Source organism: Paenibacillus sp. R-74696 (assembly GCF_055814915.1).
Map to the genome: position 1 here is coordinate 47528 of NZ_JBPULM010000046.1, position 25976 is coordinate 73503.

Annotated in this window: 20 protein-coding genes; 2 read left to right on the top strand and 18 right to left on the bottom strand. The window is 48.0% G+C overall.

The features are described 5' to 3' along the window. Positions 1-9: 9 nt before the first annotated feature. Genes ACSR9A_RS24785 through ACSR9A_RS24825 form a run of 9 tightly spaced genes read right to left on the bottom strand, consistent with a single transcriptional unit; the run spans position 10 to position 10336 of the window. Positions 10-747: a phosphocholine cytidylyltransferase family protein gene (locus tag ACSR9A_RS24785; RefSeq protein ID WP_473760331.1), complete on the bottom strand. Its 738-nt coding sequence runs from the start codon at positions 745-747 to the stop codon at positions 10-12. Between the two features lie 17 nt (positions 748-764). After that, positions 765-1538, bottom strand: coding sequence for a class I SAM-dependent methyltransferase (locus tag ACSR9A_RS24790; protein ID WP_341278788.1), 774 nt, complete (start codon positions 1536-1538; stop codon positions 765-767). Positions 1539-1540: 2 nt separating this feature from the next. After that, a complete protein-coding gene (locus ACSR9A_RS24795) occupies positions 1541-2143 on the bottom strand; it encodes a gamma-glutamyl-gamma-aminobutyrate hydrolase family protein (protein WP_473760333.1) in 603 nt (200 codons plus the stop codon). Further along, the gene (locus tag ACSR9A_RS24800) at positions 2140-4470 is read right to left on the bottom strand and encodes a PEP/pyruvate-binding domain-containing protein (RefSeq protein WP_473760335.1); all 2331 of its coding nucleotides are present in this window, start codon (positions 4468-4470) and stop codon (positions 2140-2142) included. The genes ACSR9A_RS24795 and ACSR9A_RS24800 overlap by 4 nt, the downstream gene beginning before the upstream one ends. 20 nt (positions 4471-4490) lie before the next feature. Continuing rightward, positions 4491-7265 carry an AMP-binding protein gene (locus ACSR9A_RS24805; RefSeq protein WP_473760337.1) on the bottom strand — a complete coding sequence of 925 codons (2775 nt, stop codon included), beginning with the start codon at positions 7263-7265 and terminating at the stop codon, positions 4491-4493. Continuing rightward, on the bottom strand, positions 7243-8067 hold the full coding sequence (locus ACSR9A_RS24810) for a hypothetical protein (RefSeq protein WP_473760339.1): 825 nt from the start codon (positions 8065-8067) through the stop codon (positions 7243-7245). The genes ACSR9A_RS24805 and ACSR9A_RS24810 overlap by 23 nt, the downstream gene beginning before the upstream one ends. A 3-nt stretch (positions 8068-8070) precedes the next feature. Then, entirely contained in the window at positions 8071-9240 is a 1170-nt protein-coding gene (locus tag ACSR9A_RS24815; protein ID WP_473760341.1) for a beta-ketoacyl-[acyl-carrier-protein] synthase family protein, read from the bottom strand. Between the two features lie 14 nt (positions 9241-9254). After that, positions 9255-9530, bottom strand: coding sequence for a hypothetical protein (locus ACSR9A_RS24820; protein WP_473760343.1), 276 nt, complete (start codon positions 9528-9530; stop codon positions 9255-9257). Next, a complete protein-coding gene (locus tag ACSR9A_RS24825; protein WP_473760345.1) occupies positions 9527-10336 on the bottom strand; it encodes an acyl carrier protein in 810 nt (269 codons plus the stop codon). Before ACSR9A_RS24825 ends, ACSR9A_RS24820 begins: the two co-directional genes overlap by 4 nt. Before the next feature lie 146 nt (positions 10337-10482). On the opposite strand from ACSR9A_RS24825, the gene ACSR9A_RS24830 reads away from it, so the two are divergent. Next, positions 10483-11760, top strand: coding sequence for an MFS transporter (locus tag ACSR9A_RS24830; protein ID WP_473760347.1), 1278 nt, complete (start codon positions 10483-10485; stop codon positions 11758-11760). 475 nt (positions 11761-12235) lie between these two features. On the opposite strand, the gene ACSR9A_RS24835 is transcribed toward ACSR9A_RS24830, so the two are convergent. From ACSR9A_RS24835 to ACSR9A_RS24875, 9 genes are all read right to left on the bottom strand, one after another. Next, the gene (locus tag ACSR9A_RS24835; protein WP_473760350.1) at positions 12236-13159 is read right to left on the bottom strand and encodes an aldose epimerase family protein; all 924 of its coding nucleotides are present in this window, start codon (positions 13157-13159) and stop codon (positions 12236-12238) included. Positions 13160-13478: 319 nt separating this feature from the next. Further along, positions 13479-15086, bottom strand: a complete 1608-nt coding sequence (locus tag ACSR9A_RS24840; protein ID WP_473760351.1) for an ABC transporter substrate-binding protein — start codon at positions 15084-15086, stop codon at positions 13479-13481. Between the two features lie 73 nt (positions 15087-15159). Then, positions 15160-16056 (bottom strand): carbohydrate ABC transporter permease, encoded by an 897-nt coding sequence (locus ACSR9A_RS24845; protein WP_473760353.1) that lies wholly within the window; start codon positions 16054-16056, stop codon positions 15160-15162. A 34-nt stretch (positions 16057-16090) separates the two neighbouring features. Next, positions 16091-16984, bottom strand: a complete 894-nt coding sequence (locus ACSR9A_RS24850; protein ID WP_473761253.1) for an ABC transporter permease — start codon at positions 16982-16984, stop codon at positions 16091-16093. Positions 16985-17268: 284 nt separating this feature from the next. Next, the gene (locus ACSR9A_RS24855; protein WP_473760356.1) at positions 17269-18795 is read right to left on the bottom strand and encodes a family 43 glycosylhydrolase; all 1527 of its coding nucleotides are present in this window, start codon (positions 18793-18795) and stop codon (positions 17269-17271) included. Between the two features lie 251 nt (positions 18796-19046). Continuing rightward, a complete protein-coding gene (locus ACSR9A_RS24860) occupies positions 19047-20633 on the bottom strand; it encodes an ABC transporter substrate-binding protein (protein WP_473760358.1) in 1587 nt (528 codons plus the stop codon). 15 nt (positions 20634-20648) lie between these two features. Further along, positions 20649-22457 carry a cache domain-containing sensor histidine kinase gene (locus tag ACSR9A_RS24865; protein ID WP_473760361.1) on the bottom strand — a complete coding sequence of 603 codons (1809 nt, stop codon included), beginning with the start codon at positions 22455-22457 and terminating at the stop codon, positions 20649-20651. Next, positions 22454-24055, bottom strand: a complete 1602-nt coding sequence (locus ACSR9A_RS24870) for a response regulator transcription factor (RefSeq protein WP_473760363.1) — start codon at positions 24053-24055, stop codon at positions 22454-22456. The genes ACSR9A_RS24865 and ACSR9A_RS24870 overlap by 4 nt, the downstream gene beginning before the upstream one ends. A gap of 138 nt (positions 24056-24193) precedes the next feature. Further along, positions 24194-25180 (bottom strand): alpha/beta hydrolase, encoded by a 987-nt coding sequence (locus tag ACSR9A_RS24875; protein WP_473760365.1) that lies wholly within the window; start codon positions 25178-25180, stop codon positions 24194-24196. A 164-nt stretch (positions 25181-25344) separates the two neighbouring features. Here ACSR9A_RS24875 and ACSR9A_RS24880 point away from each other — a divergent pair, with 164 nt between their 5' ends. Further along, a complete protein-coding gene (locus tag ACSR9A_RS24880) occupies positions 25345-25902 on the top strand; it encodes a TetR-like C-terminal domain-containing protein (protein WP_473760367.1) in 558 nt (185 codons plus the stop codon). Positions 25903-25976: the final 74 nt, after the last annotated feature.

Genomic DNA, 25976 nt, shown 5'->3' on the forward strand with positions numbered 1-25976 from the left:
CCTTCCGGTTTATAGCCTGTCTCCATACTTGTTCTCATAGAGCAACAGGTCTGATTCGTGATCAACTTCTAACCATAGTCCGCGATAAGGAATTGCCTTAATGGCAATCCCCTGTTCGATTAATCCGGCTAGCAAAGCCGTCAAATCCATGCGCTCCACTAGGCTTTGATCCTGCAAGGAGAGAAATTGTTGAATCATCCGCCACCCCTTTGGCGAAATACGGAGCAACCCCATGAATTGCCCTTCCACCTCCTGAAGAGATGTTGGCCTGCCGCCGATTTCAATAACTCGGCTGTCGCTTCCCAGTCTGAACGTTTCGGCATCGCTTAACGGATTATGGAATCGGTCTTCCCACAAGGGAAGCCAGTTGATATTGTAAGGAATGACAATATCGTCATCTTCATCTGCGCGCAGCATAAGCTCGATAACATCAGACGTATAGACGATATCGGTATAGCTAACGATGCAAGGCTCGCGCTCCAGCCAATCGGAAGCACAGCACAGACTGGCAAGCATATTCGTTTGTTCCCATTCCCTATTCTCGAAGTATGTTGCTCCAGCCACTTGTATCCTACCCGCCATATATCCACGGACGATCGCGATATCGCGGATGGAAGCCTCGCGAAGCGCTTCAAGCTGTCGATCAATTAATCGTTTGCCTAGCAGCATAGTGCGGCATTTCGGCTCATGCAGGGTATGGGAGCCTAACCTACTTCCACGTCCTGCCGCCAATAGAATAGCTTTCATCTCATGCAACCCGCTTCCTATATCGCTTGGACTGTCCAAGCTCTTGTCTTGTAAGGCACCTCAATTTCATCAATCTGGCTTAAGCAAAGGCTGATCTCGTCCATAATCTTCTCGAACAGAATCTGCCCCGCTTGCACTTGAATATCATTTACCGAACGCCAAGCGTTCAAATAACGTTCTTTTGTCATAACAACGGTATGCGGAGCCTCCATAAATATTAAGCGTCCGAAATGCCCCGTAGATAACAGCGCCTCCTCGACACCGCTCATGTGGCTCTGCGAGCCTGATGAAACACGCTTTAAATCAGGGACATAGTGTCTTACTATGCTTTCAATCTGCTGCTGCAGTTCATTTCGCTCAATATCCCGCGGATTCCATAAAGCAGTAAAATGCCCCCCTTCTTTCAAGATACGATGAAACTCGCTTAACGCTTGCTTTTGATCTGTCCAATGAAAGGAAGAGGCCATAAACACCCAGTTTACCGAATCATTCGCCAAGCCCGTTTCCTCCGCAAAACCTTTTTGCCAAGCAAACTGCTTATTGCAAGTATCCAGACGAATACCTTCTTCCCGCATTGCATCGTTAGGCTCGACAGCTACACCCCTCATCCCGAGCTTGGCCAGTATTTCGGTTAGCTTCCCCGTTCCCGCCCCTACGTCTGCAGTCACAAAACCCTCGCTAGCTGCTCCCGTATGCGACATCAGCGCATGTAGAATATCTTCCGAATAACCTGGTCTGTTGACATATTGTTTGGCTAGCAAAGTAAAATCACCGTGCATCATCTTATTCATTCTCATTCTCCTCCAAATAAATGTTTTATCATGCTCATATCGCTTGGTTCAAACGGCATTTCCCGTTCTGGATGCCACATAATTCCTTTAATGCTGGCATGCTTGTGCATGACCGCCTCAATGATCCCGTCGGCAGCCCTTGCGGTTACAACGAGCTTATCTACAGTCATTCGAGATCCGTAGCGGTGATAGCTGTTCTTGCTCAAGCTGCCTTCATGCGTGTGCACAGCATGATGCACCGCAACATGGCCCTCGATCCTCTCCAGTTCGATGCCCCAAAAATCCTGAAGCATTTGCATACCTCTACATACGCCCAGCAAGGGTTTGCCGCTGTCACATGCATATTGAATGAGAAATCGCTCTACCTCATCCCTCTCCGGTGAACTCCCGCCATACGTTAGCAGATCGTTGCCTCCCGTCATAATCACGCCTCGGATCGGCAGACTGCGTATCATCTCCTGAACCGTTGGCAAATGATTGGGCAGCAGAATCGGCATATAGCCGCAGATGGCTAAAAGGTTGATCCAGCTTTGGTCAATAGCATCTCTTCGCTCACCGCGGCTCGCTACCTCTTCGACACGCATTGTAATGCCAATCATAATCATTGAATGATCCTCATGTTTTTCCCCGCGCAATCGATGGCAAGCACCTTGGCATTGCCGTAGTGGTTATACAAATTTTCTCCTACTCCAATTACGGCGGGAATCGAAAGCTCTCCAGCACGAATAGCCATATGTGAATTGACGCCTCCGTACATGGTTACTAGGCCAGCAATTCCTTTGGAAAAAATCCAGTCATAACCGGGATCGGCACTCGGAAGAAATAAAATGCTTCCCCGCAAGCTTTCATGATCCTCATTTGAGAATGCAATCTTGCTGGTGACCTGATTCATTGTAATAAAATTCGGCTCAAGCTCCGGTTGACTGAACAACCATACATTAGAGGGCTCGGTAATCAATGGCGGCAGCTCCAGCTGCAAGGTTGCCTCATATCTTTGTTTGCCAGCCCTAACACTATCCAGTAGCAAGCCCTGTATATCGCAATCTGACTCATAAGCCCGCTTGATTACCTCGATATTGGCAAAGGAAGCCTCCTCCTTCGAAATACCGTATTCCTCCGCCAATTGGCCGAATAGCCGAATCGCCTCGCTCAAGCTTTTTGTAAATACAAACTTGGAATATTCCCTTCCCTCAATCGCAGTCTTAAAAAAGTCGAATAGTCCAAGCACATTGCCATCTAACAGACCGTGCTCTATCAATAAAGCTTGAATCCTTTTATATTGAGCAAGCGAAAGAAAGAAGGATGGCTTCTCTATCACACCGCTCAGCTCGCGCGATGAGGAGAATTCAAAATACTGCTCTGGTGCTTCGTCATAACGAAGCGAACAAATCTCATAGGTTCCAGGTCGTAAATGTCCATATTTCGCTAAAAATTCCTCCATGCCTAACTGTGCGTAATCCATACTGATTTGTGTACTGACTGTCTCCAGACTGCTCATATAACGATGGTAGTCGCTTTCCGATAGAATACCAATGGAGACGAGGGAACGAAGCATTTGTACGGCTACGAATCCCCCTCTTGCCAGCCCAGCGAATGGCAGCGTACCATAACGCTTGCAATCCTCTAGCAGCCAGTAAATTTTCGAAACCTTGTCGATTGAGCTGTCCAGCAATTCCGTACGCCTTGCTTCCAACTGGTTGATTTTACTCAGATCATTTTGTAACAAGCCATTTTCCGTACATACAATATGATTCGTGAGATCCTTCAGACAAAGACTAAGCTGCTTCAATTCCGGCTTTGTGAATCCATGCTCATAGAGAATCTCCAATCTGGTATCCAGATCGAAGGTAAAACAAGAAAAGATGATCTCAAACTCGACCTTGTCATGATTCTGAGGGTTATCGATCAAGCTTTGCATATAATAATTCAGGAGCTTCTCGCTTAATTCGGCATCCAGCTCCTTTGGCAAGAAGGAGTTGAAGCTGACTCTTACATCGATATATGGAAATCCTCCAAGATCGATGAGCAGAGGAAAGCTCCTGACATTCTTATATCCGTATTGACTCCGCTGATAGGCCCATATGCTGTCAGTCACTAATTCTTTGTACAGCGATAGCGCGAGCGGCCGGGGCCGAATGCCGATTATTTCGGCTGGATTCCAGTCGGGCATGACACCGTAGACCGTTTTGTGTCCATAAAGGTAAGGCTGCCTCGCTTGACCTTGTCCTACTTTGTCATAGATCCGTTTTAGTATCGCAGATTGATGGTCAAGGCTTGCTAAATCGCAGGTTAATAACAAGGGCCGAACCTGAAAAAGATACAGCTTGCCCGCCTTGTCCACTGCAAACTCAATATCGAGCCTGGGTGTCTCGAATATGTGCTCCAGTTCATCCATCAAGTCAACAATTTGACCCAGTGGCCTCACTGCAGGCAGTGGCGAACCTTTGAAATAATGATAGGTTTTGAGATGATTAGTTGCGCCTGAGGTGACAGCATCGGTTGCACCGCTGACATCATCGTAGTTGATGACGATATAATTGCCGCCATTATTAGGATTAACTCCAAAGGCAACTCCGCTGATCGCAACATTAGGAAGCATCGGTTGTATGAATACATGATGGACCGGATCCTCGTCTTGATAGGAGGCAAGCACCCTGTTAACTGCCTGTATGACTTCGCTCTCTCCAAACACATCAAGAACGGAATCATAGCGACCTGCATAGGAAGCCGCAGCCCCATCCTCCCAAGAAGCACTGCTTCGTACAATTAGTGGCGCCCCCGACCATGAAAGCTGCCTAAGGCTGTCTAAAACGTCCGATTGGTGATAACGCCACTCATATGCGGTAAATTGAAGCTGGGGTAGTACGATTGCACACTTGACTAGTCTCTCAAGCCTCTCCAACGTTTCTGATTTTGTACCGAATAGGATCAATCCACTCTCACCCAGCCCCCTTATCGCACGGCATTGTCCACTTGACGCTCAGACAATAATTGGACTTGATATTCCAATCTGTCGGTGTCGCCAAGCTCATGCTCTTCTGCGAGTAATTTCATGCACAGACGATGTACCATCGTACGAATAATGGCAGGGTTCTCTATGAACTCTCCATATTGCTTCTCAAACTTAAACGGGAATGCCAGGAGCTCCATCAGGTTATCGTAGTTGTAATAATCGTGTCCTGGATAACCCCATGCCCGGTATTTAATTCGAAGCATGCTCTCAAGCCTGAATTTGTCGAAAGAAGACAATAACTCATCATAAGATTTCGAGATGGTACGTGTATTAAATCCGGAAACAACCTCGGATGTTAATGAATTCCACCATTTCATGCCGCCAAACGTGCTGTGAAGCAAGCTTTCATCCCAATCAATGCCCAGATGCTTGCATATAAGCTCAAGTGTAGCCTCCGGCTTTACATGCAAATCCTCTAGTTTCACCAAATACGTCCGGTCTGTCCAGCGCGCTGATACAGGGACGCCATGGAACAGAGCTTGCAGTTGAAAGCATAAGTTATAAACACTCGCTTTGCCTGCATGCAACTGGTAGTTCAGTGCGGAAGCAAACGCAATAACGGGATTTCGAATCATATGAAATAATTTAGCGAAGGGAAAATGCTCAATGAACTGCTCGGTCTCCGCGACGCTCGTTCCGAAGTGAATGCCACCTTCAATAATGACCGGAAGCTCTGAGGTGAAGTCATAGGTTCTTCCCATCGCGCAGGATGCCGCAAGCTGTACGGCTTGGTAGAAAAATGCCTTGTCCATCAGATCCGCCGACTCCGTAATTTCCAGAAATGCCGTCTTAAATTGGGCTCGGTCAATCGAGAAAATCTGATCTCTGCCTTCACCTAAGGCGCACATCCCGTTTTGCTTCGGTTCTTCAAGAATGCAGCCCTCATTGAACTCGTCAGGGAACGTTTTGAATATCGCATCAACGATTCCCTCCTTGTCCATGCTCCCTTCACTCGGTTTGATCGTTGATTGCCACAGCTTGAAAATTTCCATACCGTTCAACATGGTTAATATAATATTCGGATGACCGTCTAGCAGACTTTTCATCAAATGCGTGCCGCTTCGACCATAGCAATAAATACTTACTACTTTATTTAATGAAGCCGCAAAGTCTCTCTTCGTGAATGCAGCGCGTTCCATAAGCATGTGAATACGCGCAAGATCTTTCTCAATCTCAGGCATATATTCACTAGAGACTGCGGAACGTTTCGCTCTCCTATAGAGATCATTGGCTTCAAGCAGCCGGCCTTGCTTTTCGTATAAAGATCCGAGCTCCAGCAGCAGTGACACCTTTTGAGGTTCCTGGTACAGCAGCTTCTGCAACCGTTCCTCCTCCCGATTCAGTAAATGGGGATTTATCCGAATCAACTTGCCCGTCGATGTTCTTGGAAGCTTGCTTGTCCAATAAAACCGTCTAGGCACTTTATAATCGGCCATGTGTTCTCGACACCATTCCAGCAAGCTGGACTCCAGCAATGATTCCTGCCGCTCAATATGAGCTTCAATAATCTTGTTGTCCTCTGACAAACAGACAAGCGCATTACGGATTTTCGGGTGGCACTTCAGCTTAAGCTCGATCTCCTGAAGATTCACTTTAAGTCCGCCGATTATCTTAATACTGTCTGAACGCCCGGCTAAATATAAAAACTGCTCCTCGTTAATGGAACCCGTATCCGATGTGTTGAACCATCCCTTGCTCCATCTTTCGTTCACGGTACGAGGAAGATAGGGAGATTCCCGCAATTCCGCCAGCACCTCATCGTTCTCAATCCGCAAGCTTACTCCCGGCAGCGGGCGACCTACGCTCTCCGGATATTTGCCGTCCCAGTCCATGGTCAGAACGCCGGTCTCGCTTGTCCCGTATTGCTGACCGATCCTGACTCCATATCTGTCGTAAAAAGCTTCATAAACCTCTAGAGAGAGAGCCTCCCCAGCAGAAATGGCATGCTTAAGGTCAGGGAGAGGCCCCGAACCCGGCGCTTGTCCTAATAGTTGATAGTGGAACGGAACGCCATACATCACCGTAATCCTTTCCTCCCGGAGTGTCTGAAGGATAGATTGGCTCTGGTGACTTCGCGGAAAATATAAGCACGACCCTGTGAATAATGTGAGCAGCAGTCCATTAAGCAAACCGAATGTATGCGTAAGCGGGGACAAGGCCAGAACACGATCATCGCTTGATAACAAAGGTACCGCTGTCAATTTGTGCAGATCGCCAAGGATCGCTTCTGCCGTTCTACCGATTGCTTTCGGCTTGCCCGTTGAGCCCGATGTGAACAAATGAAGCACGCATTCGGGCTCGCAGCTTTTGCTTTGCTGGAGCTTCACGATTTCGAAGGAAACTTTTTCGGCAAAGGTTGCCAGCGGATGACTCTGATCGGTTGAGCGAATATAATAGTGTGGACCATATTCCTGCAGCAACGCCTCGGTTTCCGTCCGTTTCAAACGGCTGTCCAGCAGCATCGCCTGAGCCCCTTGACTCCATACGGCAAATAACATATAAACAAAGGTCAGGGAGCTTTTGACTTGCAGCGCAATGAGATCCCCTTCCTTGACGCCTGCTTCCGACAGCTGCAGCCGCCCTCTTTCGATTTCCTCGAAAAGCTGCCCGTACGTTACAGAAGAAGAGAATTTCATAGCCAAGCGCGAGGGCTCTGCTGAGCTTGAAATCAACGCCTGATAGAATGCTTGCTTATCGATTGAGTTTAATTGCATGGCAGCCTCCACCGAATTCATAATCGTAAATAATAACCGGGGCGGCTAATTCCCCTTTTTTTAATCGATCGACAGCAATGACCAAATCCGCTAACCCTTGGTTGCCGGCAAACGGTCGTACAGGCAGCCCGGTGCTCAAGGGCTCAGTCAAGCTTTCGACCGCTTCAATATAAATAAGAAGCTCATCGCCAGAATCTGAGAAACCATCTCCCTTGGCGCTCTCCAGTAAGAGCGAGATGGCATGATCGCATGATCGCAAGGTCACCTCTGAATCAACAAGCTCCGCAAGCAGTTCGTCGGAACGGCTGCTTTGCAGCTCTACTCCAATGACTAGTACCTGCTCAACATCTGGTTGATCCATATAGATTGCAGCTAGATCGAGCAAGGAGACAAGCCCGTTCCCGAAGTGGGAGACCGCTGATATCAAGCCGGTAAAGCCAAATTGTTTGGAAGCGTAGCCAAGAATGGAATTAGGAACGGATTGATAAAACAATAAAGGATTATGAACTTTGCCTTGAAGCAAGTTCTGACTTGCCCGATCTGCAGTAGCCGTATCGCCAAACGCACTGCCAAGCAAAATAGCCAGCTTCTGGTGCGAGCGAATCGTACCCGACTCCACATGTTTTTTCAAAATCTGATACACCATGGGATTGAAGGCGGATTCGATAAAACCGGGGACGGGTTCTATCGCAATCGACCGGGTTGGCTCTTCCGCCGCTTTAAGCATATCCGCATAATCGGCGAGACCTTCGATGGAATGTCCCCATGGACCTAAGCATTCAGTCGCTGTCACCTTCAGCATAAATTACCCCCTCTCAACCGATTTTTGCAGAACAATAGCCGTATTGTTGCCCCCGAAGGATGCATTTAAATTAATAACCTTGTTCAGCTGCTTCTTCCTTGGGTAATTCGGTACATAGTCCAAGTCGCAATTGGGATCCTTCTGTTCATACCCCATCGTGGGCGGAATCGTGTTGTGCTTCATAGCCAAGATGGAGAGAGCGGTCTCAACTGCTCCTGTGCCTTCCAGAATATGTCCCGTCACCGTCTTCGTCGATGAGATCGGTGTATCATAAGCCTTCGGACCAAACGCTTGCTTAATCGCCGCCGTTTCTGCACGGTCATTAAGAGGAGTGCCTGTTCCATGGGCATGAATATAATCTATTTCTTCCTTTTGAATAGAAGCTGCGGCCAATGCCCGCTCAATGGCAAGTGCCATACCGGTTCCATCAGGGTGAGGCTGGCACACATGGAAGGCGTCGCAGGATAGTCCCCAGCCAAGCATTTCCGCCAGAATCGTAGCTCCGCGCTTCTCGGCATGCTCCAGACTTTCGAGCAGGAGCATAGCGCCGCCATCCCCGAGCAGCATGCCTGATCTATTGGCCGAAAATGCCCTTACGCGACCGTCCGAAGCAAAGGCGCGGCCTGAATTAAACTTCGCAAACATCTCTTCCGTTACCAGAGAATATCCGCCGCAAAGTGCTGTATCCGATTGTCCCCTCCTGATAAGCTCGTAAGCGACGCCTATCGCGTTGCTGGAAGCAATACAAGCATTGTTTAAGCTTATTTTCCTTCCGTTGCCGTTAACTCGGTACAGGTCAGCCAATACCTTCAAATGGTAGGATGGCAGAAATTCTGATAGCGGTATTGCTGAATGTTGACCGGAGGACTTCAACCTCCAGTACTGTTGAAGCGCATTGTAATCGCCTTGCAGGCCGAGTACAATGGACGATTCCGATAAATCGTTTATGCCGGAGGAAGCAACGGCCTCCTCGGCCAAGCGTATCCCCAGCCCGAGCAAGGTTCCCTTGAAATCGGATTCCGCTGCGAAAGCAGCCCGGAAAGGTGTGCTGTCGAAGCGTGTAACCGGCCTAAAAAGATGCTCTCCCGTCAGTACGCTCCTCTTAACGGCCTCTTCTCCAAATCCGTTTGGAATCATTAAACCGATTCCCGTTACCACTACCCGCTTGCTCATCGCGTACCCCTTTCTCACATCATGTTCGTATGCTTCTCGATCATTACTCCCTTCTCCTGAATGAGCCGGTAAATGGATATGATGGAGTCGAAGCGCTCGTAGTCCCCGTCTTCAAGCTGCAAAAAGATATGATTGCGATGCTCAAGCATATCGAGAAACCATATGAGGCATAAAGAATCCATCATAATAACTGAATCATCGTTTAACTCATCTGGCCTTGAGACGAACAACTGATTCTCTAGCAGCAGACTTTTGATTGCCCCCTTGCTTATCAGCGGACTCTCGTTCATACTGCATTGACTCGCTCATGCAGAGTGCCAATCAGTTGTCCGACCGTATACCCGCTAATTTGAATGAGCTCGCTATCGGCTATTGTCAAGCCGAACTGCGTCTCTATTCTTGCAGCAAGCTCGATAATTTGAATAGAGTCAAGCTCGAGCCCCTTGTCCCCAAGTGGCATTGTCTCGTCAACCTCGTCTTGATTCATCTGTATATTCATCTGCCTGGTGATCATATTCATCACTTCATCGAACATTTGTTGTCTGTTCATCCTATCGTAGTCCCCTTCCTCATCCATAAATGGCTGGGTCGATTTGGTATTCATTCGGATCATATCTGGATTAAAATATTCGATGAGATGCACGCCGCTTTCCTGAAATGGAGGAAAAGTCATCTTATATTCCTTGAATGGAACCCGGCGATGCTCTTGAAATCGAAGGTGATATGGTTTATCGAATAAATCCACGGCCTCGGCTGTCAGCCGCCAGCCGTACTGAATCATGCTCCGAATATCACGAGTATGGTTTACTCTGAGCACATGACCGATTCCCTCCTTCTTACTCATAATCTGCTCCAGCAGCATAGAGGGAACGTAGGCCGGATCAATTAAAACGATATTCTGCGATACATACCGCCCATCCCTCTCCGTAATCAGGAAAGACTCGCGCAAGATCTTCCCTCCGGATACATGAGATTGACTCGCAACAATAGGCCGCAGCCGATCCATCGTTATAACCTCGAGCAAATCCGTGGTACGGCTGTTTGAGGTCACAAGCATTTGCAAGATAATCCACTTCAATTGATTTTGGTCTTCCAAATTGTATTCACCTCCTTTCTATTAATCGTTAATAGCTGAAATCACATAATGTATCCACATTTTAAGGTTCTGTTGTAGGTGTGAGCGGTTCGTGGTATTTTTAATGCAAAGACGGAAAGATCAAAGATTAATAGGAGCGATCAATCATGGTGCAAAGAGTAAAACGGTTTTTATCTGCGTCCGATTTTTTCGGCAACAAGTTTATTCGCGTCATTCTGATATCCAGTCTGTTTCTGCAAATAGGCGTCTGGATGCGGAATTTTGCCATTCTACTGTTCGTTATGGAAATGACGAATAACGATACCGTTGCCGTGTCACTGCTCTATGTGGCCGAATTTGCACCGATTCTCATCTTCTCTGTCATCGGCGGAACGTTTGCGGATCGTTGGAAACCCAAAAAAACCATGATTTACTGTGATTTGCTCAGTGCCCTATCGCTGCTGGCCATCCTGGCAGCCTTAATCGCAGGCTCATGGAAAGCAATATTCTTCACGACGCTGCTATCCGCGGTCCTATCGCAATTCTCTCAGCCCTCCGGAATGAAATTATTTAAGCAGCATGTGCCGGAGGAGCATATTCAGACAGGCATGGCGATGTACCAAACGTTGATTAGCGTCTTTGTGGTCATAGGTCCGGTATTTGGAACTTTCGTTTATAGCGCATACGGCATTAACGTTTCCCTCGCATTAGTAGCCATCGCATTTGTATTGTCGGCCATCACTTTAACCTTGCTGCCACCAGACAAGCAGGACAAAACCGGGAACAAAAGGGATTCCTTCTGGTTTGAATTACGCGGCGGCTTTACATATGTCTTTCAAAATCCGGCACTTCGTTTGCTTGGCATCGCTTACGGCCTAGGGGGAATTGCGGTCGGTATCATTCAGCCGCTCGGCATTTTCATCGTCGTTGATCAGCTGCAATTGGATAAAGAATATTATCAGTGGTTTGCCAGTACCAATGTTGTAGCAACCATTGCTGGAGGTTTGCTCGTTGTAGGAATCTCGAAGCTTGTACCCTCTCAGAAAATTTTAGCCATCGGCAATCTCTTCAGCGCCTTCTCCGTGATCGGCATGGGATTTTCAACCCTTCTCTCCTTATCTCTGGCGATGCAGTTCATTCGCGGTTTTGTCCTCCCCTTCATACAAGTGGGAATTAACTCCATTGTCATGAAAACGACGGATGAAGCTTATGTCGGAAGAGTTAACGGAGCTTTTGGCCCGATCTTCATGGGCTCCATGGTACTCATGACCATGGTTTCCGGATGGCTTAGCACGTTCCTGCCATTAGCCTTCATGTACATATGCTCAGGCATTGCGTTTATTGTCTCCACAGTTGTCATCTCTCTGATGTTTCGTTTGAAGCTTCAGATCAACCCAATTGCCGATATCGCTAGCAATAATCAACAAAAAACCCAATCCATGTAACGACTATACCGTTTCGGTCCATTCTAATGATATTATCTATATTTCACGGATTAACATTTATTAGATTGAGAGGATTCACCTTTTTTCAGCCTTTACCATTTTTTAATATTAGCTCTATTCCTCTATAAAATTGGCTCTGTTCACAAGTGTAGTAAGCATAGAATGGTGTACAAATCAAACAGGCCCATGCTCGTTTGCATGGGCCTTAAGTAGAATATCTCTACTTCTTCTTATTAAAAAATCCAAATTCTTGAATCTCCACAATGCGATCTTTTTTATCATAAATGAGAAAAAACTCTTTAAATAAGAGGCCTTTTCCTAGGAAGACAATTCGGTTCCCCTTCTCGGCATACTCAAATTTTTTTGATTTGATTGAATTAGGTAAAGTCATTAAGATATGCTGTACGGTAGGCTTTTTGGCACTAATGGGAGATAGAGCTACATAAAGAACACAAGTTTCCAAAACTGATAGAGCCTAGAGCTGCTTGACGGATGTTTCCTTGTTCTCTTGGCCGATTTCAATATCAAGTCGCCAGCGGTAGCATTCGCCGGGCTTTAAGGTGATCGCCGTACCGTTCTCCACAGCCCTCGTTAATGAATCATAGTAACCGATGCCCGGCTCCAATGCGACTGTTGTCCGGTCGTTGCATATGCCTTGATCGATCCAGACACCCCAGTAGGGGACCGTCGTCTTGTCCACTCTCACATACAAATAATTGCGGGTGCTCATTCCGTAAAGGCCGGACCAAGCTTCATTCCCGTTACCCGGATCATAAAACTTCATACCGTCACCAGTGCATGCCGGACCAATAATCCATGGCCGCGAAACCTCGTATGTGGCGTCCACTTCGTGCGTTTGACCGCCGAATACACAGCGAAGCGCTAGTATCTCCTCCGGGATCAAAATTTGCGTCGGTTCGTCCACGTTGAACTGGGGATGAGCAGCCCAAAGAAAGCTGAAAGGGATCTCGCCTGTATGATGCGCCTCATAGCGCAGGGCAAAAGAGCTGCTGCCGGTCAGCTCCAACGCCCTAGAAAAACGGAAAGGAAGCTGACGGCCCTGCACGGACGCCGTAATGACTCCTCCCGATATGCTCGCTTCCCAAGGGAGCGACCAGATTTCGCCGTGATCCGGCAGCATAATTTCACCAGCATCGGCCACATCTATAAGGCAGCTTTCGATGGTCGGGAAGCATTCATCCCAGCCGCTCATGTCCCAGTCGATGAAGGTCGATCCATACACTGGCACTCTCAGCGGCCGTTCGCCGGAACCAAGCAGCGATACTAGCTTCCCGCCCAGCGCCGGCACCAGCTCTACCCGTATTAGCTCACTCTCTGCAACATAGGACGTCATCCCCTTATACTTGCTCTGATACAGATTGGATTGCAGCTCTTGCATCCGTTCAACTCCGTTCCTGATGAATGTTAGAACACAACAAAACTACCAAAAGCTCCTGCCATTCGCTGGCCAAAGATAGTTGAAGCTGCCCCTTAGATCACCGCAGCTTGCTGCCGTGAGGCTCCGCTTGGCCAAATGCTGTGTGGATAATTGAAGAGGGACGATCGATTTGGTGTCGATCGCCCCTCTTTCGTCTGCTGCCTTCCGCTATTGGCGATACACCCCAAATACCATGAGCATCTCGTCTTCTCCATGTTCAAGTACTGTGCGCACATGCTCAGGTCATGCTTTTTCCAACTGCGAAAAGCGCTGCTTTAGCTTAGTTTTTGCTGGCGAGAAATGACTTCGCTTGCGTATCTACTTCCGTCCTCACTTTATCGATACCCGCTGCCTTCAGCTTTTCATTCAACGTAGCGAATGAATCGTCGACATTTTTGACCGCGCCGATGGCAATCGGAAGGAAGTATTGGGACGAAACATTTTTCAAATTAGCGATTTGCGATTTCACATTTTCCGAGTTGAACGAGAAGCCTAAATATGTTGGTGGGGCAAGGAGGTCCTTAATTTTGCTGTTCAGCTCAATGTAGGAATCCGTCCATGCTGCACTCGGCTTGAAGAAGTCCTTGTTGACGAACCAGAAGCCTGCCGCGTCGGCCGGATAGGAGTTCGTCTCCGCCGTCACGCCTTCCGGAAGCGAAATTTTGTCGTCAGCGGTAATCGCATAGTTTTTGCCCTCAATGCCGTAATAGGCAAGGTACACGTAAGACTCATCCTGCATGATCAGATCAAGCGCCTGCAGAGCCCTCTCCGGGTTTTCCGAATTTGCGGCAATTGCGATACCGTTGTTCAGCCAGCTGCTTGAAGGCGCATGGCCCGACGGGGACAGTACAGGCATGACATAGGTTTCAATGCCTTTATCCTGACAGGCAGCAAGCGTAGCTTGAATATCAATGGAATTGCCGAAGGCAACGCCAGACTTCCCTTCACAGAAGCTGTCCTTTGAGCGAACCTTGTTGGAGTACGGGTTTTTGTTCACATAGCCGGCATCGTACCATTTTTTCATCGTTTCGGCCGCATATTTGAATGAGCTTTGAACAGGCTCATCCGTAAGGGAGAGCAGCTTGCCCTCAGGGTCCTCATTGTCCGAAAATACGCCAATGGAGGACGGGTCACCGGAATCCATCGGAGCTCCGGCATAAGCAAACTTCTCGCCGACCAAAGCGCCAAACGGCGCCGGAAGATCATACTGCGAGTCCAGATTCAACGGAATCATATCGGGATAGCTTTTCTTTACTTCGGCAAAATAAGGCTCCAGTTGGGAAATCTGCGTTGGGCTCGTTACCCCTGCTTTATCTAAAATATCTTTGCGAAGCACGATTACGCCTACTTTGCGGTCTGGCGTCGTGGTTGGAATCATATACGAGGTGCCATTGATTTTCGCCGCTTTGTATGCCGCAGGGTCCTGTTTCTCATAATATTTCGGCATGTAGGTTTTCAGCATGCTCTCGTCAATTCCTAAAAACGACCCTTTGTTGGCTTCCGATACATAAAAATTCCAGTCCGCCGCAAACACGAAGTCAACATTTTCACCGGAAGCGAGAATCAGCGGATATTTGGAGGCGACATCTCCCCATCCGATATAGTTGATCTCCAGCGTAGCGTTAATATCCTTCTTCAGCTTCTCGTTCAAAGCTGTCATCACCTCGGGCATGCCCTTCGGAGCTTCGCCCAGCAAATATCCGACAAGCTTGACCTCCTTAGCGTTATCCGGCTTGCCCGCTTCCACGCTCCCCGCCTCTGTACTCGCTGTGCCTGTTGGAGCATTCGCAGCGGAGCTTCCCGCATTGCTTCCACTGCATGCCGCAAGCGTCATTACGAATAAAACAATAACCATAATGGAAAGAGTGCTGCTTTTTAAACTTTTCATCTAAACTGCCTCCCTTTTTTTGTTTGCATTTTTGTTTGTTTTATATAAACACCGGCTGTAGCCGGAGCCCATATCAGCCTTTAACCGCGCCGATTGTAATACCGCTGACAAAATATTTTTGCACGAATGGGAACACCGCAACGATAGGCCCCGTCGCAATGACGGTCATCGCCAGCTTGAACGTCTCCTTCGGCGTGTCCATGCTCGTTACATGCTGCGCCATCGCAGCAGACAAATTAATCGCCGATAGCATTTTGTACAGCAAATACTGCAGGGGAACCAAATGATCCTTGTTCGTAAACATCATAGCTGTCCACCAATCGTTCCAGTAGGCGAGAGCAGTGAATACGCCGATGGATGCCAGCGCCGGCTTTGACAGCGGCAGCACCATCTGCAGGAATATGCGCAAATCTCCCGCACCGTCAATTTTGGCGGATTCAATAAGCGGCTCAGGTACAGACCCCCTAATGAAGCTTCTCAAAATCAAGATGTACATGACATTGAACATCGGCGCCAAAATCAGCACCAGATACGTATTGGAAAGACCCAGATTGCGGCTGATCCAGATATAGTAAGGTGCTAGACCGCCGCTGAACAGCGTTGTGAAGAACAGGAAAAACGATAGCGCATTGCGGTACTTGAGTTCCTTTCGGCACAGCACGTACGCGGCCATTGTAGAAATAAACAGCGAGAGGACTGTGCCGATCACCGTCACGATGATGGATACTTTATACCCCGAAAGCAAGTCTTGCGGATACCGGAAAATATACGTGAAGGCCTCTAGCGAAAATTCGCGCGGATAAAACCAATATCCGTCCTTTAACACCGAGCTCTCCGAAGAGAAAGCTCCAGCTATAAGCACGATGAAGGGCAATACGCACACTAGCGCAATGCAGGATACGATAACATACGAGATGGCTGTATACATCGGAGACGAATTCAGCTTCTTATTGGCAACATGGCCATTCATAAACAATCACCCGCTTGTCTTGGATTTAATATTTCTAGAACAGAGCCTGATCCTTGTCATATCGGCGAACGAGCCAGTTCGCGCTCAAAATAATGATCAGCGTCAGCACCGACTGATAAAAGCCAACGGAAGATGCCATGCCGAAGTCCGCCGTACCCATCAAGGATCTGAATGCAAGCGTATCGATGATGTCTGTCGCGTCCATAAGCAAGCCATTGTTGCCGATCAATTGGTAGAACATATCAAATTCCCCGCGCATAATTCTTCCAAGACCTAGCAGCAGCAAAATAATCATCGTCGGCTTCAGAAGCGGCAGCGTTATTTTGAAAATTTTCTGAAATCGTGTAGCTCCATCAATCGTCGCCGCTTCATACACTTCCTGGTCGATGCCGACGATAGCAGCCAAGTAGAGGACGCTGCCATAGCCGACCCATTTCCACACATACAGAAACGGAAGAATTAAATACCAATACCATGTCGTGGAATAAATATCGAGCGCGTCCACCTGAAAATAAGCCAGTATGCGGTTAATGATGCCGTATTCGTAATTCAAGAAATTGTAGACAAATGCCGATACGGTAACCCACGATATGAAATAAGGCAGAAACATCAGCGTCTGAGACAGCTTTTTGAACCACTTCTTCTGAATTTCCGAGATCACGATAGCCGCCAGTATCGAGAAGAAGGTGTAGCAGGTCAAGAAGATGACATTGTATACGATGGTATTGCGGGTAACGAGCCACGCCTTCCCCGATTGAAAAAAGTAGCTGAAGTTCTCAAAGCCTACCCAAGGACTGCCGAAGATGCCGCCCTTCACCGTGTAGGATTGAAAAGCCATGACGATGCCAGCCATCGGAATGTAGGAAAATATAATAAAAAAAATGGCGATTGGGGCAAACATCATATAAAGGACCCAGTTGGACTTCATATCCTTGAACAGGCCGCCTCTACTTCCGCTTTTCGAACGCTTCGTTGCCCTTGCGGCGTCTGCGCCAAATGCAGGATGGGCTTTTGTACTCAAATGCATCACCTTCCGTTTTCGATTCTCATCTTTGCTCTCTCTGTCTTTATTGTAGTCAGGATGGGAATGCGACGATATGCGGCAAACCTACGTTTACCTTTGATTTCTTATGCTTGCCGTCATGCTGACGGTAAGCGCAAAGAAGCGGCATCGGGGAGCAAGCCCCCCGATGCCGCAGCTATCGTTCCGTATTAATTTTTGGTCAGCGACCAGTCATCCACCCGGAGCCAGTTGCCTGCATTTGCAACGCTATAGACACCGATTTGCGCAGAGCCGTTTGTAATGTTAATATTGGAAATCGTAATCTCCGTCCAACTGTTAATGGAGGAATTAATTGCCGCATTTTTCTCCACCCCGCCAAAGTTTTTTACGTAAATTTGGGCAGTCGATTGCCCGCCTCCACTCCTTACCCAAGCCTTCAACGTATAGGTCCCGTTCGGCAAGCCCGTTATGTTCTGATACATGCTCGCACTGTAGGCGGATGCGCTGTATTGCGTCATAGCGTAGCGTCCTGTTCGGCCGGGGGATATATTGGAATTAGGATCCGTCGAAACGTTCTTCCAATTTGACCAGCCGGTCAGCTCGTTTAGCGTAATTCGGTCTGCCTCATAACTTGGATTCATAACATAATTATTTCCTGCCGCAACACTCCACGTACCTGCTGCCGCATCCAGATTAAACTTGGATAAGGAATTCAGCACCGGGGTCGTCCCATTGAACGTCACTGGCAGCCACTGGTTATAGCCAAGCCCGTTGCCAGCAAAGTCGCTCCACCTATCCCCCGCAAACAGAATCGTCGTTCCTGAGCTGCCCTGAACTTTAATAAAGAAGCCCGTCTGGGTGACGTGCGAATAATCCCTGTCTGAATCGATCATGACAAATTCGCTGGAATAACCGCTTTGGATGCTCGAAGACGATATGCAATAGGTTTTGGATGCATTCCAACCATGCAAATCAGAGGAACATAAGTAATAGAGGCCATTATACTTAAACATCGCATTGCCTTCGCGTCCACCCTGCGTGCTTTGAAATACCTGAACAGCCGGCTCGATACTCAAGTAATCCGAGGAACGCAGCTCCGATACATAAAGGCGGGATCTACCGTTGGCATTGCTGAATACGAGGTAGGCTTTGCCGTTGTCGTCAACGAAGGTGGATTGATCACCCGGAAGATTATTTACGACGTTGGTGACAGACGTCTGGACATGGTGAAATGTAAACGGGCCCGTCGGCGTGCTGCTTGTCGCAAAAGCCGTACCTGTGCCCGCTGGCCCCGCGTATTGCGTAAGCAGCACGTAAGTCTGCGTGTTCGTGTTGTAGACGACACCAAGCCTTCCTAACCAATCCGGATCCCAGGTCGAGCCTTCCGCTCCTGCTGTTATGACATTTCCTCGAAACGTCCAATTGATCAGGTCCGTCGATGAATAGCAGGTCACGGCGGCAAAGCTCGTGTCGCCATTTTTGCCACTGGGATTATTATAGTAAGTAACCGCTCCGTTATATTTGACCCCATACCAGTAATACGTATCGCCAACCTTGAGGATGTTGCCTCCTTGCGAGTAGATTGGGTTTCCAGACGTGTCTTTCCAAAAGACGTCATTCGTTAATACGGAGTTGGCAGCGCTTACATAATTAGTCGAAGCGCCGAACACAGATGCGATGGTGAAGACGAGCAGAAAACATTGAAGCATGACAAAACGCTTGATTCTTTCGTCCATCTGAATACATCCTTCCAAATTTAAGATGTTTACCCGTATTACTTACCTGCTTGCTTTGCCGTACTCCTTTCTCCATTATTTGGATTGCACAGTCATTATATAGCGTCCCAAAGTTCGAAAGGTAGATTGAAAACTTGCGATTTTCTTTTAAAACATAGGATTTGCTTCAGATGCCAGTCATACGTCAGTAGCAAATAAAACCTTATATTATAAAAAGCTCGCCCGCCGGAAACTTCTAGCGGGACAAGCTGCTACCTATGGCTATGGGACAAAAATTCAGCTACCTGCTTTTCAACCTCCGCCTTCACTCTGGCGATGCCAGCGGCTTGCAGCTTGGCCGAAAGCGTCTCGAATGCAGCGTCCACATTGTCTACCGCGCCAAAATAAATGGGCTGCGCATACTGCGTCGACACACTCTTTAAATTTGCGATTTCCGTCTTCACGTTGCTCGAATTGAACAAAAAACCTTGATACGTTGTCTCTATCAAGTACGTGTCGATGCGCTGTTTCAGCTTCGTATATTCATCTGTCCAAGTCGTCATCGGCATGAATAGCTCCTTGTTGACAAACCAGAAGCCCGACGCGTCTGGGGGATATGTGCTCGTCTCCGGTGTTACACCCTCAGGAAGGCCGATTTCTCCGTGTTCGGTCACGATGTAATGCTTGCCCTCGATGCCGAAATAAGTCAAATAAACGTAGGAAGCCTCCTGCATAATGAGGTCGAGCGCCGCTAGTGCACGCTCCGGATGCTTGGCGTTCGCCCCAATTGCGACGCCGTTATTCGTCCAGCTTATACCTGCTGCTTTGCCTGACGGGAACAGCATCGGGAGCGGGTAGACGTCAATTCCCTTCTCCTGACACAGCGCAAACACCGACACCATGTCGGTGGAGTTGCCAAACGCCACCCCCGACCTGCCGTCGCAAAATGTGTTCTTTGACCGCTCCTTGTTGGCGAAAGGGTTCCGATTCACGTAACCTTTGTCGTACCAGTCTTTCATTATGCCCGCCGCATACTTTTGCACGCCCAGCATCTGCTCATCCACCATGGAATGCAGTTCTCCCGATGGATGCTCAATGTCGCTCGTAATACCTTGCGCAAGCGGATCTCCAGAGTCGAAGGGAGCACCCGCCCAGGCTATTTTTTCGGATAATAAATACTGGTAGGGCGTTGCCAAATCAAATTGAGAGTCCAAATTAAGCGGAATCATGCCGTCATAGTTTTCCTTGATTTCCGCTAAATAAGGCTCAATATCGGAGAACTTTTCAATCTCGGTCATGCCTGCAGACGCCATCACATCTTTGCGGAACAAAGCCACATTCACCTTGCGATCCAGCGAGGAAGTTGGAATCATGTAGGATTTGCCGTTGACCAGCGTAGCGTCCCACGCCTCCTTGGGCAGCTTCGCGGAGTGCCTTGGCATATACTCGGCCAGCATGTCGGCGCTGAGCGGCATGAATGCGCCTCTAACCGCCTCAGCCACATAAAAATTCCAGTCAGCCGCAAATATAAAATCAATCTGCTCCCCCGACTCCAGCACAAGCGGGTAGCGGGATGCAAGATCGCCCCAACCGATATAATTAAGCTCAATCGTTGTATTCATATCTCGCTTCAGCTTGCCGTTCAGCGCTTCCAGCACCTCGGGCATTCCCTTTGGCTCCTCGCCGATCAAATAGCCGACTAGCTTTACTTCCTCCTCATAGCCCTTCTTCGCAACATGGGCAGCGTTAGGCTTGGAGATCGGCTCTTGCTGCTTCGTGCATCCGCTCAAGCATATCCCCAGAACAATGGCGAGCATCCAAAGCCAAAGAAGCCGTCTATTGCCCCTTGTTCCGTTCATTTCCGATCCCTCCCTTCACGCAAGCGCCCGGTCGCCGCCAGAGCGCTGCTTCGGTACACGCAGCAGCACCCGCACGCCTTCACCAGGCCTACCTTCGAACACAATGCCATACATAGCCCCGTAAGACAGCTTCAGCCGTTCTTCAATATTGCGAACGCCGTAGCCGCCTCCGCTGCTCTTGACGCTATACCCCTTGAGGATTGCCGCGAGGCTGGTTTCGTCCATACCAACGCCGTCATCCTCTACTTCTATGACCATATCTCCCTTGTCTTCCCACGCGCGTATCCGAATCGTGCCTTGCTCGCTTTCCTTCTCCATAATGCCATGCAAAATTGCATTTTCCACCAGCGGCTGCAGCAAAATTTTCGGCAGCTCCCTTTCGTACAGCTCTCTAGGCACCTCAAGCTCCAGCCGTATGCCGTCGTCAAAACGCATATTCTGAATGCGGACATACGCCTCAATATGCTGCAGCTCGCTCTCCAAAGTAACGTATTCCTTGCCATTAGACAAGCTTAGCTTATAAAACACGGCCAGCTCGTCCACGACACGCTTAATATCGGTTGAGCCCGATTCGATTGCCATAACGTTAATCAAATCCAGCGTGTTGTATAAAAAATGTGGGTTGATTTGCGCCTGAAGCGCCTTAAGCTCCTCGTTCTTTAGCTCTCGTCCGAGCATATAGGTCTCATTCATGAGCGCCGACACATTTTGGACCATAACGTTGAAGTTATGTGTGAGTTCTCCGATTTCATCCTCATTCGCAGGTAAGGACGCAATCTCGAATTTGCCGTTTTTCACCTTGCGAACATGCAAGATCAATTGGCGAATTCGTTTCGTCGCAGAGCCCGCCACATAAAAAGATAATGGAAGCGTCAGAGGAACTACAAGCAAAAAAATGGAAATAATCCGATTCCGTGCTTTCGTGCTGGATTCCAAAATATCCGAATAAGGAACAAGGATCGCCAGCAGCATGGACGTATTCGGCACAAGCTGCATGCCCAACAGATGGCGCTTTCCATTCAAGGCATAATGGTCGTCGAAGTAGACCATCCCGCTTGCCGCCGTCGTTTGCAGTAAAGCGAGATCGCTAATCGGGGATTCGATCTTGCGACCAGAATCGGCTTGACTGAGCAATTGCCCTTCCGAATTGAAAAGAAAAGCAGAGGCGTGCGGCGTGACGATAGAATGGTCGAGTACCGATTGCATCGCAGACTCGCTGATCCTCGCGCGGATGATTCCGTCAAACTGCTTAATATTATGGGCATCCGGCACTTTACGGAGTATGGTCAGCCCCATGCCGCTTTTGTCACCGTCAATTACGGAGGAAGGCATCCAAGCAAATGCCGCATTAGAGGCTTGAAAGCGTTGATACCACTCCTTAGACTCATAATGGCTCATGTTGAGAAAGTCATTATTTTCAGTGGCACCAGCAAGCCCATGCTTCATGAACACTTGAATGGATTCGATTTCATCATTATAGCGAAACTGGTTAATGAGCCTCGATAGCTGGAGAGCCTGCATATGCCATTCGTTCACGTCCTCGTATCGGCGGGAATCGGTCGAAACATGGTCCTGCACGAGCGAGTTGAACGCAAGGAAATTCAGCACCTCCGTTATCGCCTGGGATTTGTATTCGAGATAAGACTTCGTCTCGCTTAGCATTTTCTGAGAGGAATAAATGGCCGCTTCCGTGTTCTCCTTCTGCGTAGTCGTCACATGAATGTACAACAGCAGCAAAAAAGGAATCGTCACGATAAGCAAATAGGAGGTGAATAGCTTATAGCGGATGCTTAAGTTGGAGAAGCCGATCAGCCTGCCTTTCATTTTGCAACACGCTCCCGGTATTCGCTCGGCGTACAGCCCTCGCACCGCTTAAAAAACGTCGTAAAATAGTTCGGGTCTGTAAAACCTAAATTCATCGCAACTTCAAACAGCTTCGCATTGGAATCGCGGAGCAGCTCCTTCGCCTTATTCATTTTCGTCTCTGTAATAAATTCCTTGATCGTCTGTCCGCGCTGCTTCTTGAAGAAGGCACATAAATACGTCTCGCTCAGCTGGACGTGATCGGCAATAGCCTTAATGGTAAATCCCTTATTGTGGAAATGACCATTGATGTAATGAATAATCTCGCGCAGCTTACCCGATCCTGGAGCGCTGTTCCCTTCCGGACGCTCGCTTAACAGATCGAGAAACGTCAGCACATAACGTTCGGAAGCATCGAGGCTCGAAATCCGGTCGATTTCCTTCCACATGTACCGCTTCTCCGTATCCTCCGACAGCTCGGCGAGTCCAAGCTGAACCGCAATCTCCATAATAACGAGCAGAAATTGAAAATAGGTGTCCTTAACGCGCAAAATGTCCAAATCCAGCCGAGTTCGCGCATATATGCTCCATTGGTGCAGCGTTTCCTTAACGTTGTCAATTTCTCCTCGGCGCAGCTGATCTCGCACGCGGCGAACCTCCTCCCAATTCGTATGGAGCGGTTCATGCCCTCCGAGCGACTCCGAGAACAAGGGGGCGGCGCTGTTGTAATAATATTGCAGCGAGCTGGCCAGGGAAGCCAGCTTGTAGGCCGAAGGAAGCCCAAGAAGGGTTCCGACCGGCTCCCCTACGCCGAACTGCAGTTCAATGGCATTGCCGGCTATGCCGCTCATAATCATGACTACCCGCTCAATCTTATCGCGGCCTTCCCGGTAAGCACTGCGGTAAGCGCCAGAAACGATGACGACTAGGCGATTGGAGGAATCAAAGCCGGCTATCGCCTGCAGCGACAGCAGCTCAGGATTGCGATTCAATTCGTCCAGCATCCAGCTGTGCACAGGCGTGGGGTCCTCGGGGTGATCCGCTGGACTCCAGTACAAATTGGCCGTCATAACCGTGTATGGACCATGTGGTGGCAGCAGGAACGTGTCTTGGCTGCGAAGCGCGGGCTCCACATGAGGAGAGTCCGGGAACGTAATCAGCTTCCGAACCATCTCCTGCCGAAGAAAGGGGAGGCTGCGGTCAATATCCGCCTGCAGCTGAATTTCTTCCTCCCGCTTCCTGCTCTCTTCCCCGCATAGCTGGACTGCCGACTCCACCGCTGCGCGCACTTCTCCGAGTACAACAGGCTTCTCCAAATATGTTAACGCTTTCAAATTAATGGCTGATTTCAAATATTCCTTGTCGGAAAACCCGCTCAAAAAGATGAGCTTGCAATGGGGAGCAATCTCCCGATATTGCCGGGCAAAGTCGATACCGTTCAGCTTCGGCATGCGAACATCGCACACGATAATGTCGGGCCTCCATTCCATCGCCTTCTCCAGCGCATGCTTGCCATTGCGTGCGGTATCCACCTCGCCGATGCCGAGCTCTTCCCATGAAATGTAATTTCGCAGCAATTCTCTTGTCCGACTTTCATCTTCAACAATAAGCAATTTCAAGAGAGCACCTCCCTATGCATGCGCCAAAACGCTAGGCTATTATTATAATGCAATTTTCCGTTCATTCCTACTTCGAAAAGCTATGATCCTCTTTGAAACTTGCAGATCGTTAGCCTAAAAAATCATAAGAAGCCGTCTCTAGCCCCGTATGGTATTCTGCTCGGCAAAATAATGCTCTACCGCATACTTGTAGGATTTCATTAAAAACGCAGTGGCCTTTTTGCTTACCTCGGCTTTTGGATTAATAATGTCAAATCCATGATAACAGCCTTTGTATAACTCAAAAGCAACGGGAACACCGGCTTCTTTTAATTGCTTAACATATGCGATCGTTTCATCCCGAAATGGTTCTATATCTCCGACGAAAGTGACTGTGGGTGGTAGATGGTTATAATCGGTAGCTCTTGCAGCTGCGAAATACGGAGACACCTCTTTTTCAACATTTTCTCCAAGATACAGGTTCCAGGCCCATTGATTCATGTCAGAGTTCCAAATCGGGGCATTATTATTTTTTGCTGATTCGGTATTCCTTCTGTCATCTATCATGGGATACAACGGCATTTGAAAAGCGATGTTCACCTCGCCCTGATCTCTCGCGTACAGAGTAAGAGCTGCGGTTAATCCCCCTCCTGCACTTTCCCCTCCTACCATGAATTGATTAGGCCGGATTCCCAGATTCTGAGCATTCTGCTTCATCCATAGAAGAGCATCATAGCTATCGTCTAATGCTGCCGGATATGGAGCCTCGATAGATAAACGATAGTCCGGAGCAATAATGACACAGTTGCTTGCATCCATTAAATTTTTGTACATGTTTTCAAAATACTCAGGTATGCCTTGTGCATATCCACCACCGTGCAGCCAAAGAATACCTGGAAGCTCTCCCTTGGCATGATGAGGTTTATAAATCAGAATACGTTGCTTCGACCCATCTTTACGTTCAATCCATTGTTCCAGGCAGTCTAGCCCTTCCTTGTGCTTCCCTTTTCGTTTTTCGCTTTGTTTTTTTCTTTTGTGCATATCTCTTAGAAATTGGTCTTCGCTTGAGGAGCTCATGAATAGATTTAAAATTTTACCTTTCAAACGTAATTGTTTATCTATCATTGCATAGGTTACTTTCATCATTTGTCCTCCAAAAGGGATTATCTGTTACTCTAGTTATAGTATATTTACACAATGTATGATAAACAACAGGCAGTTCGATAAGATTTGCCTGTTGTCGAACGAAAACATAGAAGGTGTCTGTCATCTCATTAGTGCTTCATCATCAGGGAGGTTATTTAGAAGGAATGAAGGAAGATCGAAGAATTCAATATAGCAAGATGGTTTTAAGAGAAAGCCTGTTAGAGCTTATGAAGGAGCAACCCATTAACAAAATTACAGTGACTGACTTATGCAGACAAGCGAACCTTAATCGCAATACGTTTTATATGTATTATCATTCTCCACTTCATCTGCTTACAAGTATTGAAGAATCATTTTTCAAAGTCATAAAGGATGTCATTGAACGTTCGATAACGGATGAACTTGACAAAAGCTCGCTCGTCGAAATTTGCGAACATATCGCAGTAAATAGTGATTTATGTAAAATTTTGTTCTCTGAGCATGGGAATGGAGACTACCTGGAACGGGTCATTTATATTTTGCATGATCGAAGTATTGAAATGTGGAAGGAACAAGTACCTCATCTAGAGGTGAATACACTTGAGGCATATTACGCCTTCATTGCAAGCGGCAGTGCAGCAGTAATTAAAGATTGGATTAAACATGGGTTGAAAGAGAGTCCGAAAGAAGTAGCACAATTTATTGAGAAAGCGACCCGTTCGGTTGAAGATTCATTTTTGTGATAGCTGACTAATCTGTTCTTGGAGAGTTTTATGAACATAAAAAAGATGACTTCTGAATTCAACGAAATTCAAAA

What these genes read in the sequence shown, in the direction of transcription:
- ACSR9A_RS24785 (WP_473760331.1), bottom strand. Translation starts at nt 747, where the DNA reads ATGAAAGCTATTCTATTGGCGGCAGGACGTGGAAGTAGGTTAGGCTCC.
- ACSR9A_RS24790 (WP_341278788.1), bottom strand. Translation starts at nt 1,538, where the DNA reads ATGAATAAGATGATGCACGGTGATTTTACTTTGCTAGCCAAACAATAT.
- ACSR9A_RS24795 (WP_473760333.1), bottom strand. Translation starts at nt 2,143, where the DNA reads ATGATTATGATTGGCATTACAATGCGTGTCGAAGAGGTAGCGAGCCGC.
- ACSR9A_RS24805 (WP_473760337.1), bottom strand. Translation starts at nt 7,265, where the DNA reads ATGCAATTAAACTCAATCGATAAGCAAGCATTCTATCAGGCGTTGATT.
- ACSR9A_RS24810 (WP_473760339.1), bottom strand. Translation starts at nt 8,067, where the DNA reads ATGCTGAAGGTGACAGCGACTGAATGCTTAGGTCCATGGGGACATTCC.
- ACSR9A_RS24815 (WP_473760341.1), bottom strand. Translation starts at nt 9,240, where the DNA reads ATGAGCAAGCGGGTAGTGGTAACGGGAATCGGTTTAATGATTCCAAAC.
- ACSR9A_RS24820 (WP_473760343.1), bottom strand. Translation starts at nt 9,530, where the DNA reads ATGAACGAGAGTCCGCTGATAAGCAAGGGGGCAATCAAAAGTCTGCTG.
- ACSR9A_RS24830 (WP_473760347.1), top strand. Translation starts at nt 10,483, where the DNA reads ATGGTGCAAAGAGTAAAACGGTTTTTATCTGCGTCCGATTTTTTCGGC.
- ACSR9A_RS24835 (WP_473760350.1), bottom strand. Translation starts at nt 13,159, where the DNA reads ATGCAAGAGCTGCAATCCAATCTGTATCAGAGCAAGTATAAGGGGATG.
- ACSR9A_RS24840 (WP_473760351.1), bottom strand. Translation starts at nt 15,086, where the DNA reads ATGAAAAGTTTAAAAAGCAGCACTCTTTCCATTATGGTTATTGTTTTA.
- ACSR9A_RS24845 (WP_473760353.1), bottom strand. Translation starts at nt 16,056, where the DNA reads ATGAATGGCCATGTTGCCAATAAGAAGCTGAATTCGTCTCCGATGTAT.
- ACSR9A_RS24850 (WP_473761253.1), bottom strand. Translation starts at nt 16,984, where the DNA reads ATGAAGTCCAACTGGGTCCTTTATATGATGTTTGCCCCAATCGCCATT.
- ACSR9A_RS24855 (WP_473760356.1), bottom strand. Translation starts at nt 18,795, where the DNA reads ATGGACGAAAGAATCAAGCGTTTTGTCATGCTTCAATGTTTTCTGCTC.
- ACSR9A_RS24860 (WP_473760358.1), bottom strand. Translation starts at nt 20,633, where the DNA reads ATGAACGGAACAAGGGGCAATAGACGGCTTCTTTGGCTTTGGATGCTC.
- ACSR9A_RS24865 (WP_473760361.1), bottom strand. Translation starts at nt 22,457, where the DNA reads ATGAAAGGCAGGCTGATCGGCTTCTCCAACTTAAGCATCCGCTATAAG.
- ACSR9A_RS24875 (WP_473760365.1), bottom strand. Translation starts at nt 25,180, where the DNA reads ATGATGAAAGTAACCTATGCAATGATAGATAAACAATTACGTTTGAAA.
- ACSR9A_RS24880 (WP_473760367.1), top strand. Translation starts at nt 25,345, where the DNA reads ATGAAGGAAGATCGAAGAATTCAATATAGCAAGATGGTTTTAAGAGAA.